The 11,722-nt window shown below is 42.8% G+C and carries 14 protein-coding genes, 1 tRNA gene and 2 pseudogenes; 7 read left to right on the top strand and 10 right to left on the bottom strand.

Translation table 11 applies throughout. The annotated features are described in order from the left end of the window. Positions 1 to 23: 23 nt before the first annotated feature. From PseudUWO311_RS03510 to PseudUWO311_RS03500, 3 genes are all read left to right on the top strand, one after another. A complete protein-coding gene (locus PseudUWO311_RS03510; protein WP_142654005.1) occupies positions 24 to 599 on the top strand; it encodes an Npun_F5749 family FMN-dependent PPOX-type flavoprotein in 576 nt (191 codons plus the stop codon). Between the two features lie 111 nt (positions 600 to 710). Beyond that, a complete protein-coding gene (locus PseudUWO311_RS03505) occupies positions 711 to 1,277 on the top strand; it encodes a sigma-70 family RNA polymerase sigma factor (protein WP_142653703.1) in 567 nt (188 codons plus the stop codon). Between the two features lie 2 nt (positions 1,278 to 1,279). Beyond that, the gene (locus PseudUWO311_RS03500) at positions 1,280 to 2,095 is read left to right on the top strand and encodes an anti-sigma factor domain-containing protein (RefSeq protein WP_142653702.1); all 816 of its coding nucleotides are present in this window, start codon (positions 1,280 to 1,282) and stop codon (positions 2,093 to 2,095) included. 229 nt (positions 2,096 to 2,324) lie between these two features. On the opposite strand, the gene PseudUWO311_RS03495 is transcribed toward PseudUWO311_RS03500, so the two are convergent. Continuing rightward, the gene (locus PseudUWO311_RS03495; protein ID WP_142653701.1) at positions 2,325 to 3,128 is read right to left on the bottom strand and encodes a Uma2 family endonuclease; all 804 of its coding nucleotides are present in this window, start codon (positions 3,126 to 3,128) and stop codon (positions 2,325 to 2,327) included. Between the two features lie 211 nt (positions 3,129 to 3,339). On the opposite strand from PseudUWO311_RS03495, the gene PseudUWO311_RS03490 reads away from it, so the two are divergent. From PseudUWO311_RS03490 to PseudUWO311_RS03480, 3 genes are all read left to right on the top strand, one after another. After that, the gene (locus PseudUWO311_RS03490) at positions 3,340 to 3,561 is read left to right on the top strand and encodes a DUF433 domain-containing protein (RefSeq protein ID WP_142653700.1); all 222 of its coding nucleotides are present in this window, start codon (positions 3,340 to 3,342) and stop codon (positions 3,559 to 3,561) included. A gap of 61 nt (positions 3,562 to 3,622) precedes the next feature. Continuing rightward, a complete protein-coding gene (locus PseudUWO311_RS03485) occupies positions 3,623 to 3,874 on the top strand; it encodes a hypothetical protein (RefSeq protein ID WP_142653699.1) in 252 nt (83 codons plus the stop codon). Continuing rightward, on the top strand, positions 3,867 to 4,163 hold the full coding sequence (locus PseudUWO311_RS03480) for a hypothetical protein (protein ID WP_142653698.1): 297 nt from the start codon (positions 3,867 to 3,869) through the stop codon (positions 4,161 to 4,163). The genes PseudUWO311_RS03485 and PseudUWO311_RS03480 overlap by 8 nt, the downstream gene beginning before the upstream one ends. A 37-nt stretch (positions 4,164 to 4,200) precedes the next feature. On the opposite strand, the pseudogene PseudUWO311_RS03475 reads toward PseudUWO311_RS03480, so the two are convergent. From PseudUWO311_RS03475 to PseudUWO311_RS03455, 5 genes and pseudogenes are all read right to left on the bottom strand, one after another. After that, positions 4,201 to 4,577, bottom strand: a pseudogene (locus PseudUWO311_RS03475) (DUF5615 family PIN-like protein). Continuing rightward, positions 4,574 to 4,906, bottom strand: a complete 333-nt coding sequence (locus PseudUWO311_RS03470) for a DUF433 domain-containing protein (protein ID WP_142653697.1) — start codon at positions 4,904 to 4,906, stop codon at positions 4,574 to 4,576. The pseudogene PseudUWO311_RS03475 and the gene PseudUWO311_RS03470 overlap by 4 nt, the downstream one beginning before the upstream one ends. Positions 4,907 to 5,155: 249 nt before the next feature. Beyond that, on the bottom strand, positions 5,156 to 5,725 hold the full coding sequence (locus PseudUWO311_RS03465; RefSeq protein ID WP_142653696.1) for a hypothetical protein: 570 nt from the start codon (positions 5,723 to 5,725) through the stop codon (positions 5,156 to 5,158). Between the two features lie 303 nt (positions 5,726 to 6,028). Next, positions 6,029 to 6,766 carry a Uma2 family endonuclease gene (locus PseudUWO311_RS03460; protein ID WP_142653695.1) on the bottom strand — a complete coding sequence of 246 codons (738 nt, stop codon included), beginning with the start codon at positions 6,764 to 6,766 and terminating at the stop codon, positions 6,029 to 6,031. An 83-nt stretch (positions 6,767 to 6,849) separates the two neighbouring features. After that, positions 6,850 to 7,080 carry a hypothetical protein gene (locus PseudUWO311_RS03455; RefSeq protein ID WP_009627882.1) on the bottom strand — a complete coding sequence of 77 codons (231 nt, stop codon included), beginning with the start codon at positions 7,078 to 7,080 and terminating at the stop codon, positions 6,850 to 6,852. A gap of 137 nt (positions 7,081 to 7,217) precedes the next feature. Here PseudUWO311_RS03455 and PseudUWO311_RS03450 point away from each other — a divergent pair, with 137 nt between their 5' ends. Then, positions 7,218 to 8,594: an NAD(P)/FAD-dependent oxidoreductase gene (locus PseudUWO311_RS03450; RefSeq protein ID WP_142653694.1), complete on the top strand. Its 1,377-nt coding sequence runs from the start codon at positions 7,218 to 7,220 to the stop codon at positions 8,592 to 8,594. Between the two features lie 31 nt (positions 8,595 to 8,625). Here PseudUWO311_RS03450 and PseudUWO311_RS03445 read toward each other — a convergent pair whose 3' ends face one another. The 4 genes and pseudogenes from PseudUWO311_RS03445 to PseudUWO311_RS23830 form a co-directional block, all read right to left on the bottom strand. Continuing rightward, the gene (locus tag PseudUWO311_RS03445; protein ID WP_142653693.1) at positions 8,626 to 10,230 is read right to left on the bottom strand and encodes a TROVE domain-containing protein; all 1,605 of its coding nucleotides are present in this window, start codon (positions 10,228 to 10,230) and stop codon (positions 8,626 to 8,628) included. 141 nt (positions 10,231 to 10,371) lie between these two features. After that, positions 10,372 to 10,495 (bottom strand): annotated as a pseudogene (locus PseudUWO311_RS23835). Positions 10,496 to 10,646: 151 nt separating this feature from the next. Then, positions 10,647 to 10,820 (bottom strand): hypothetical protein, encoded by a 174-nt coding sequence (locus PseudUWO311_RS23905; protein WP_190303388.1) that lies wholly within the window; start codon positions 10,818 to 10,820, stop codon positions 10,647 to 10,649. Positions 10,821 to 10,841: 21 nt separating this feature from the next. Next, positions 10,842 to 10,965, bottom strand: a tRNA-OTHER gene (locus PseudUWO311_RS23830). Positions 10,966 to 11,722: the final 757 nt, after the last annotated feature.

Raw genomic sequence — 11,722 nt, 5'->3', positions numbered from 1 at the left:
GCAACTTTATTCTAAATGGTTTTATGTGGCGATCGCATCTAGCTCGAAGTTTACACCAGCACCGTAACCAACCCGAAGCAAGATTTTTACAACTTGCCACGATCGACTTAGATCAACGTCCACGCAATCGCACCGTAGTATTTCGTGGGTTTCTCGAAAATAGCGATCGCTTTCCAGATTGTCTAAAAATCATTACCGACTCGCGCAGTCAAAAGATTGAGCAAATTAAGGCTAACCCTTGGGCAGAGGTGAGTTGGTATTTCACGAAAACGCGATCGCAATTTCGGATTTTGGGCAAACTAATATTAATTGACAGTGAATTTTTAGATTTAGAATTACAAACTGCGCGATCGGTTGTATGGCAAGCGCTATCGGAACCAGCCAGAATGCAGTTTACATGGGCGCATCCAAGGGAGTCAAGAGTTGATTTTCTAGAGATAGCGCCACCCGATCCAGCGCAGCCACTGGATAATTTTTGCTTGCTATTGCTACAACCCATCGAAGTTGATCGTCTCGAATTACGAGGCACACCTCAAAATCGCTGGATATATCAACGCGATGAGCAAGGAAATTGGAGCGAACAAGAAGTTAACCCTTAATCCAAAGATGAAAGGCTCCGCGAAGCGCCGCCTTTCATCTTTGAGGTTGATAACTCATCCATTCTGGCTTAGGATGCGTATGTATAGTAACGAAGCCTATTCAATTTCCCTATGAAACTCTCCGAGCAAACCGATGTAGAAATACTGCAAGCTTGGCGATCGGGAAGCAGTCAAGCTTTTGGCATCTTTTACGATCGCTACGGTGAGTTGGTTTACCGCTTATCATTAAGGATCTTAGGTAGCCCCCAAGAGGCGGAAGACCTCACTCAAGAGATCTTCATTTTGCTTAGTCGCAATAGTACTTACGATAGTAAACGCGGTTCGATCGCCACTTTTTTGACAGTCTTGACCCGATCGCGAGCGATTGACCGCATTCGCAAAACGCGATCGCAACAGCAGCATCTCCAAAAATGGGAACAGGGTATTGCTTCAGAACTTGACATCAGAACCTCATCACTCATGGAAAATGCTTCACTAGCCGAACGTTCGGAAAAAGTAAAATTAGCTTTAGCAAAGTTGCCTGACAATCATCGCCAAGTATTAGAAATGGCATATTTTGATGGACTCAGCCAATCCGAAATTGCTAAAATGTTAGGGACTCCATTGGGGACGGTCAAGTCTTGGGCGCGTAATGGATTGATTCGATTGAGAGAAAGCTTGCAGGATACGTTGGAGTGATTATGACGACACCACAAAATAAATATCCCCATGAATGGGAAGAACTATTAGCAGGATATGTCTTAGGAGATCTCGATCCTGAAGAAGTTATCGAGATGCATAAAATTATCCTAGAACATCCAGAAATAGTCACAAAAATCGATCACTTTCAAGAGACTTTAGCAATGCTGCCTCTGGGCTTGAGCGAAACCTATCCAGCCAAAAATCTTCGCGATCGGATTGCGGCACAAGCTATCCCAATCACCGTGGAAAATCTATCAACAGATCCTTTAGCTCCATCAATAGACTCCTTAAATGCTCCCTTAGTAACAATTAATCGATCGCCTCGTCGTAGGAATCTCTGGAAACTAGCCACAATTAGTTTAAGTAGCATTGGTGCGATCGCGCTAATTGCTCTTGGCTTTGACAATTACCAAATGCGCCAACAAATCGCCTCTAATCAAATCGAGTTACAAAAACATAGCGCAACCATTGCGATGTTGCAAGGTTCCGACAATCGCATGATCTCGCTCAAGGGGATGGGAGCAATTCCTGCCGCTTCTGGAAGTGTGATGATTGCGCCTACTGAAAAAACTGCGATGATTAGCATTCAGAATCTGAGGCAAATTCCTCAAGACAATAGTTATCGGCTTTGGGCGATCGTTGATGGCAAAAAGGTCGATTGCGCTCAGTTTCGTCCTGATGATCAAGGCAAGGTTTTTGTGAAAGTGCCACTAGGCAATGCCCTTAAACAAACTACAACCTTAATCATCACGATTGAGCCAAATAAAGATATGCCTGAACCAACTGGCGAAATGGTCATGAAAGGAGAAGTCTAGCTATGTCTTTAATCGCTTGTCCGTCTAAAAATGAAGATGCAGAGGCAAAGATCCTAAACTTTTTCTGCGCGATCGCTAATAGATTTTGCCAGTCATATAAAAGTAAGGGATCTGAGCAGTTACAGGTTTGTTACTTTCGTTCAAATTAAGATAAGGTGCGTTACATTTTATGAATGCACTCTACGAGAGTGGCGATAGCACTTTGCTTGCTCTACGATCGCCTTTTTGATTATTCAGAGATTTCACCGAAGCGATCGCGATATTTTTGTAATAACGCCTCAGCTTGTTGTTTTGCCAATTCCGCTTGATCGGCTCGTTGAGATGCTTGGTTAGCGATCTCCTCAGCTTTTACTGCTCTCTCATCACCTGTGAGCAACAAATTACCTAACTCATCCCACCAGCGTAACCAATATAAACCAGCCTCTTGCTTAAGTCCAATCTCTACTCCCATTGGAGCAATTGCATAATGTCCGCGATCATTAGGTTGCATTTTTACATACTTGCGATCGACTAGGTGATAGACCTCAGTTAAAGCTTTACTAGCTTCAAAAATGACATAAAAAGGAATACCGATCGCCTGTTCATAAACCCAAAACTTTCCAGCTTTTTCACTTTCATTTGGAGAATTTGTATCTCGCTCTTCTTTACCACTACCAGATACAAATTCAATTGCTATTAGAGGAACGACAAATTCTTTCCACAATACATAAGAACGTCGAAACTCTCCATTCAAGAGTGGTGGCACATTAGGAACATAAAACCAATCAGGTGCTTCTGCGCCTTTCTCTGGAGGCTCGGTTATCCGCCAATAAATACCGCTATCTTGACCAATGCAATAGCGTCCATCGGGATGTAGTTTCTGCAAAATCGGTTCAATGGAACTCGTTAAAACAATGCTTTGCGGATGTTCTTGAAAATTCTTCACGAAAGTACCATCAGACTCTGGTAGTTGAGTATGATCAGGGACATTGATTTTAGGTAAGTGAACTACATTTGGGTTAGCTGTTGGCACAAGTGTTTGAGTACTTTCCATTGCAATACCGAGATACACATTGGTTTACTTTAGCATAATCTGAATATGGCGATTGCTACAGCCTATAGGATACGCAATAGCTAGCAATCGCATTACAAAAAATGGCGATCGCACTAAATTTTATTACACTCTGAAAGATTGGCGATCGCACTTTCAAATTAGTTTATAATCAGGTTGTTGAGTACATTTTTACTTTGCAGAGGTGTTTTATATGAGGCAATGGGAAAGTCTAGATGCCATCGAAAGGGAATCTTATAAAGTGAGTGGTGCTTGGGTATTTCGGAAGACACGAGTTCCAGTTTCGGCATTATTTGAAAATTTGCGCGATGGTGCTACGGTGGATGATTTTTTGGAGTGGTTTCCGCCTGTACAGCGATCGCAGGTCGAGGCTGTATTAAACTATGAGCTTGATATGTTAGCTATTGCGGCTTAAATTATGAGGATTCTTTAGTGAAAAATGATATAATTTATCGAAATTACTGCTGTTTTTTCCTATGAAAGGCATTGAATATATCATAGATGACCAAGGAGAGAAGACTGCCGTTGTCATTAATTTGGAGCAATGGGGTAAAGAATGGGAAGTGTTTTACAATCTTATATTGAAGCAATCATTTCTTTCTGAAAGTTGGGTGCATGAAGATTCTTTCTCGAAAAAACTAGATAAAGCTCTACAGTGGAATCATGATCATCCTTCTCAGATATCGAATCTAGACTTATTAGAAGCTCAACTATTGAATAATGAGTAGAATTTTACTCGATCTAAATAACCCTATCTTTCAACAAGATTTATTTGCTTTACAGAAATCTGAAGCTCTTGCAGTCTTAAAAATCCTCAAAAAGGTTTCTCAATTGACTTGGGATCAATTGTACAAAGATCAGGGCTTAAAATGGGAATTGATTCGTTCTAAGCAAGGAAAAAATGGTGAAAAACTCTATAGTTTGAGAATTACTCAAAAATGTCGAGCCGTTGCTGTACGGGAAGGTGATTATCTAAGATTTTTATCCTTGCATTCCGATCATGATTCAGCCTATTAAGCAATAAGCGATCGCACTACAAAATTGGCGATCGCGCTCATCCTAAATCTTCTAGATCTTCAGAATGGGATAGAGACATTATTTGATTAATCCATTCTTCAGCAGTAGAGGCTTCCCAAATGAGATGATCGCATCAATTGCGTCAATAACTGGCAATTTCTGGGAGAGAATCAAAACTCCTGAACTGCTTTTTGTCAGTATGAATTTGCCAAATTCAGCAGGCATCGTTTTACGATCATGGGTCACAAGTACTCTGCGATCTTGTGCTGCTATTGCTAATATTTCTGGGTCTTTCTTGCCTTCCAGCCTTGCTGTATAAGCTGATTGAAAACTCAGATTGGGTTGTCTGCGTAACGCACCAGTAACAATTGCTTGATTAAGGTCAGCATCTGCTTGAAAGTGAACTACCGTCATGATTTGATTAGCTTCTGAGCTTGAGCAGTTTTTAACTTCTGATACAGAAGTGGATTCTTTTGTCTATAGGATTTTTGCAATTTCTCAAATTCTTCTTCGCCTTCCTTGAGATATGCGTCAATTAACTCTCGGCTGCCCAGATAAAAAGTAATCGCTCCATAAACCTGTTCTAATGAGAGTAATGGAAAGTCTTGGGCAATGCTTTCAGGTGACTTACCATTCAAAAAGGCATAAACAACTGAATCAAGAGAAATACGGGTTCCTTCGATCCAATATCCTTGATCGCGTTGCTCGATATATCGTTTTGCTAAGGTTGGTGCTGCGGTCATAAAGTTTTTGGTTACTCTTTATGTAACTATTTTAAGCGATCGCTTAGCCACATAATTAACAAGGTAATCACGATCTTCCTTCAACGCACCTTACTAATTGGCGATCGCACTCAAGAAACTTGAAATAAATCACTAACCTCGTAGCGTGTGTTAGCAGAGCGTAACGCACAAATAGTCAGCATTAAAAAGGTGCGTTAAATTTCATTAACGCACCCTACAATATCTATAAGTTAAGCGATTGCACTCACATTAATTAATAGGAATATCTCGAAATTTAATAGACCCATTTGCACCATCTGGAGCCTCCAGTAGATTGATTTGAGAAACTGAAGCAGGTACATCAGCAAATTCAAAAATAGTTTTGTAACGCGCTCCTTTTGCCATAGAATTGCCGACGTTATCATACGGATGTCCACCACCAGCAATCTTTTGAGATCCAAATTGAACCAAGCTTGCAGAGTATGAAGTACCTTCAGAGTCAACTATTCTGGTAGATGCATATACTCTAATGAACGTATCTTGGTTAGAGCTAAGTGAAAGAATACAACGCACTTTTTTCTGAATTCTAGTACAAGATTTAAGATCCCACGTTACAGACCAATGGGACTGCGAATCTATTGTTACGTCGCTGTCAGTTCGATTTGAGCTAGAACTTGACTTTGGTACAAGCGTTCCACAAACAACATTCCCAGCCGATGTTTTGACACAAGCTTCTTCAGCAACAGCCGTCATAGGAAGGCTAAACGTGGTTACGCCTAACGCACAAACATACATCAGTGAATTGAACTTTAAGACGCGGGATGAAAAGAATGATTTCACGCTGACACTCCTCTATTTTGAACTTATTAAGACTTGAATTTGATTGCTGTCTAAAACTAGATTTTTAGACGAAAAAATTCTGCGTAATCCGACTATAGAACATAAAGGGTGAAAGTCAAGGTTTTCCTTAATCATCCTAAACAATTTGCAAAAAAATAGATGCTTTCTATTTAGCTACTGCGTGATCGCATCCATCCAGAACAAAAAGATATTTTTATTTACATATACAATAATTTTTTTTAAAGATGCCACCAGCAAAATCATCACATCCTGTTGCGAAATTAATTTTGCTTGCTCAGCGATCTATTCAGAGATATCACCGAAGCGATCGCGATACTTTTGTAATAACGCCTCAGCCTCAAGTCTCGCCTGACGCTCTAGATTCACCCGCTCTTGAGCAGTGAGATATCTCTTACCAGAGCGATCGTACCAGTAGACCCATTCGCGTTGCCAACCATCGTAAATACCCTGTTCACAACCAATTCCCAAACCAATCTCAGGAATCCATACCATCTTCCCACCCTCTGCTAAAAGCGCCACCGCAGGCAAAAGTTGATATTTCCCATCAACTAACTTGTACACCTCTAAAGATTGATGATCCTTATACAATCGACGACCAGTCGTGGAATTGTACACCACATAATAGAGAATTCCCACCTCTGCATACTTGGATAACTTCGTGTCGTATTCCCCATTGTATTTTTTAGAAACAACTTCTAAAGCTAGAATTGGCATTACTTTTTCCTGCCAAACCACATAGCTCAAGCGTCCACCTTCACTAGTTTGCTTCGGTACACCCAAAGCGAGAAACCCATCGGGAACGATTGCCTTAGACTTGGATGGCTCCTCAATGTTTGGCTCGTAATAAACCCCCATATCCACACCCCAAAACCAATCAGAGCGATCGCTCCAAATCTCTCGCAATAGGTTTAATAGAATATTGGGAATGTCATTTTGGAGTTCATTATCCACAGGCGTTTCATCGGAATCGGGTAGGTCTTCCGCAGTTGGCAAACGGTATTGAGAAGGTACAGTAACCATAGTTTTTTGTACTTTACGTTGCAAATCTCAGTCTAACTGATAAGCCGTAACGATTCTATCATTCGCAGGATTATAGACAGCCATCACACTATTATGTTTTTTAACTGATCAAACGGAGTATGCCACGAAAAATAATTGGGAAGCACAAACCCAAACCCAATAAACGTAGGAACCACAAAAGGATAGTAAAAAGGCTCATCGTCCACCTCAGTACCACCGAACTGAATCACAAAATTTCCGCACCAAAAATATACCCCAACCATTTGGATATCTAAGCTATAGGTTAGCGATCGCAGTTTATCCGATACATTCATAACGAGTATTTGGGGTTGTTAATCTAAACATTAGCATTCCAGAACAAAAAGATACAAAAAGATATTTTTATTTACATATATAATAATTTTTTAAAGATGCCACCAGCAAAATAAGCACACCTAATCAAATACTTACCATGTCTCTAAGCACTCAAAATGAAAGCGCACCACATCATGTTGTTATTATTGGCGGTGGTTTTGGGGGACTCTATGCCGCTCAAAAGCTAGGCAAATCAAAGGTTCCCGTTAAAGTCACCCTCATCGACAAACGTAACTTTCACCTCTTCCAGCCCCTACTTTACCAAGTTGCCACAGGCAGCCTCTCCCCCGCCGATATCGCCTCACCATTGCGGGCAGTCCTCGCCGAAAACAAAAATACCAGCGTCGTCATGGGTGAAGTGCTAGATATTGATCCCCAAGCGCAAGTAGTTAAATTAAAAAATCACTTAGACATAAGCTATGACTCGCTGATCGTGGCGACGGGAGTTAGTCACCATTACTTTGGTAACGATCAATGGTCAGAGCAAGCCCCCGGATTAAAAACCGTTGAAGATGCGATTAATATGCGTCGCCGTATCCTGAGTGCTTTTGAGGCAGCCGAAAAGACCCACGATCCCAAGTTTAAAGAAGCATTAATGAACTTCGTGGTCATCGGTGGTGGCCCAACAGGCGTAGAACTTGCGGGAACCTTAGCGGAACTTGCCCATCGCACCCTCAGTGATGAATTTACGAATATTGATACCAAGAAGGCGCGAATCATCTTGATTGAAGGAACCGATCGCGTATTGCCTCCATACCATGTCGATCTCTCGGCAGCAGCGAAGGAATCCTTGCTTAAGTTAGGAGTGGAAGTCAAAACTAGTGCGATGGTGACGAATATTGAAGATCATGTCGTTACCTTCAAATGTGGTGAGCAGGTTGAGCAAATCCAAGCGCAAACGATTCTCTGGGCGGCAGGTGTGAAGGCTTCACCGATGGGTCAAGTATTAGGCGATCGCCTGAATGCGGAACTAGATCGCGTTGGTCGTGTGGTTGTGCAGCCTGATATGTCGATCGCTAATTATCCTAATGTCTATGTGATTGGTGACTTAGCGAACTATCCCCACCAAGGCGATCGCCCACTTCCGGGGGTTGCGCCTGTGGCGATGCAGCAGGGTGAATATGTCGCGCATCATATTGAGGCGAAGGTGCAAGAAAAGGAACCCTCAAAATTCAAGTATTGGGATTTTGGTAGCCTAGCTGTAATTGGTCGCCATGAGGCGGTTGTGGACTTTAAGTTTATCCGTCTGAAGGGTTGGTTAGCATGGTTTATTTGGACATTTGTGCATGTTTATTATTTGATTGAATTTGATAATAAACTTCTTGTAATGATCCAATGGGGATGGAACTATTTCACCCATCGTCGTGGTGCAAGAATTATTACTGGTAGATATTTACAGGTATTAGAAGAAATGGAAGGAATCCGTGCAGGTGGGCTTTCCTTAGAAACAAGGGAACCAGCCGAGGTTGCCTAATAAAAAAGGAGTCGCTTTGCGACTCCTTTTTTTAGACTTCACCCATTGCTACCATTTGGATCGCACGGGGCATTGCGGGATCGAAACCTCCCATATCCCAAGAATTTGGATCTTTAGGATCGACTAGCGAGAGCTTGTAGGGAGCCAAGGTCACATAGATCGCCTTCGCATTAGCATTCACCTTGCGGCGATATTCAGCCAAGGCTTCACTAGGATGGCGACGACCTGCCCAAGATTCGGAATCAGTCCAGAAGCAGAACACATCCGCATAGAACTTATTCTGAATCGCCCAATCGTAAGCTACTGAAGCATCTGTACCACCGAAGTTTTGGTTCGATGCCTTCTGCATTGCCGATGTGAAGGAATCCTTTTTAGTGATTCCCAAATCGCGGAAGTCGGTCGCAAATCCACGGATCGCATAGTTTGTTTCTGCCTTCACCGTTGCCAAAGCCATCGTTGCCGCGATTTCGCAGCAGGTCAAGCCAATGGAACTTACGGTGTAGTAAGCCATCGAACCCGACACATCGATCGCATGGAGGAAAGTCGTACCCGTAGGCGCGATCGCGTCGAAGGACATTTCCAGAGCAGTTTCCAGAATATCGACAATGCGAGGAATTGGTTCCCAAGTCTTTTGGCTACGTCCAAGCGCACCACCAGACTGATAGGTTTTGAGAGCTTTCAAAACATCAATGGGGTGAATACGTCCTTTCTTGAGACGATCGCGATTGTTCAACACATTGGCGACATGCTTCAAGTTATCCTTGTTTTTCGCAGTCAAGACACCAAGTTCGGTCAAGGAGCCAAGGTTCCGCAATAGCGCACCGATGGGCATTTCGTTAAAGAGCAACTGCCATGCACGCACATCCATCTGTCCGATGGGAGCCGCCATTTCATGGGTGAGTTTACCCTTGGCGATCGCTTCATGGGTCTTGTCAGGGTGGCGCTTCAGCCATTCGTACCACCAGATTTGCGCCAGAGCATCCGATGGAATTTGCGAAGGAAGTTCATCCCAACCCTTGACCACCCATTGATAGAGCGCTTGTTGATCGTCGGTTTCAGGCTTGACGTGAAACAAACGCAACGCATCACGGTGCGAGAAGCCTTGCCGTTGTTGGTACTTCAGCAATTGGTAGGCAAGCGCCTTGGTGTCAGGATTGGAGAGCCAGGCCTTACCGCTTTCACGAATGACTTTACCGAAGCCACGCATGGACTTGGTGTAGTTCATCCATTCATAGAAGTGGCTACCCGTACGGACAACTTGCGGAAAGATTTCCACGAAGTTCCGTTTCGCCGCTTGGCTGTCGCCCATCGATAGCAAGACTAGAGCCAGAATGGGAGCGCTGTTATTCACCGCCCGACCATCACTAGCATAGAGAATTTCGCTCTTCACGCGATCGGCATCTTCAGCGACGCATTTCTGCACCGTATCGATGAAATCGGCGGACAGTTCGTGCTTGCCAGCGTAGTAGGTGCTTTGAGCCGTACCAATCAGCAAGCAACGCCGCAACATGCGCCAGATACCTGCATCAAAGGCAAAGCCACCCGATCGCCCTTGGAGCATTTCGGCTTCACGACCAGCGATCGCTTGAGTTTGAGGAGTACCTTTAGATTTCTGGAATAAAAATTTATAAGACATGACATTCTCCGTCCCGTAAGGGAAAGTTAAAGAGAACTTCCTTCGCCTCGACCAAAGAGAAGGATATTTTCAGAAAATTTTGATTGCACTTACGGTGCAATCAAAATTTTCTGAAACCTAAAAGCTATTAGCTTTTAGAAGGGGGTGGAATGGGACTCGAACCCACATCTCGCGACATAAAGGGGGGGGATCGTTAGAAGCGATAACCTTAAAGTCTGCGTCCCTTAAGGGCAAAAGTGCGTTCTACCAGTTGAACTATCCACCCCAAGATTGGGGGTAGAGCTAAAGAAGTAGAGATTTTGAGTAATGAAGTGCCACACTACGCGCAACACTCCATTAATTCTTTAGGACTACCGATTTGGAATTTTGATTTTTTGCTTTGTTTAAGGAGAGATGGCAACCAGCAGGCAAAACCTCTAGTTTAGGAAGGGATGGGAATTGAACCCAATCACCTCATGGAGGTGATGCAACCAAAGCGATAACCCTCGCCAATTCGTCCCTTTAATTACTTCATGGCGCAAAGCGCCACATAGTAATCTAGGGCAAGGAGAAGTTTCGATTGCGATCGCATAACTATCTCTCCAAAACATTACTCAAAATCAAACTCCCAATTGACGGAGAGGGACTCGAACCCTCGACACTTGGCGTTTCAGGCGATAACCCTAAATCTGCGACCTTTGCAGGTAAGTGACGAAAAAGGATGTTTTCAATGCTCTACCACTGAGCTACCCGTCAATATTTATCGAATTTAAATTTTGCCATAGGCAAAATTCAAAATGAGAGTTTTGGTTTGGTGATAGATGCCACTTGCGAACAAGCAGCACCTATCTGGTAGCAATAACCCTGAATGCTTCAGCCCAGATAGGCAAGTCATTGCATAAAGGAATTCAGCAGTTTGCGAGGCTGCATCTCCTTTCCCAATTGCTACACAACTACTTGAGTAGTACTTGTAGTATCAATCAGGTTAGGCGTTCTAAGCGCTTGAACTACGCTGCACTACATTTATACTACACGTACTACAAGAATGCAATAGCGATCGCAAATTTATTTAGTCAATTCTTTTTCCATAGTAAAAACCAGCCAAATTTAAAAAATTTCACTGGTTTTTATGGCAGCACAAAGCGCTGTATTTTATATTGCTCACTACGCCCCAAAGCGATCACAATTATTTTTACTCATTTGTTTGTTGGTAAATATCGATTGGTTGTTCATAGGCTGTATTCATTTTGAGGCAAATAGTGGGCTAAGTTTGCGATTTTACTTTCTTGCATAATTGCCGTTATGTTCCTTGATTAGCTCTAATGATTACTCAGGTTCATCTTCTCCATAACATTGTTCTAAATTTTGCAAGACGAAGATTCTAAATTACAGCAAATACCGATCAAACCCGCCACAAAAGAAGCTAACTAAAAGGGTCGAAGCAGAGACCACAATGATGAAACCAATTAAGAGCATCTTCATCAGTAATAGAATTAATAGCCATAGTAATTGC

Source organism: Pseudanabaena sp. UWO311 (genome assembly GCF_006937785.1).
Lineage (GTDB): Bacteria > Cyanobacteriota > Cyanobacteriia > Pseudanabaenales > Pseudanabaenaceae > Pseudanabaena.
Note: the sequence above shows the minus strand (reverse complement) of the source record. Positions and strands in the feature narration are given on the sequence as shown.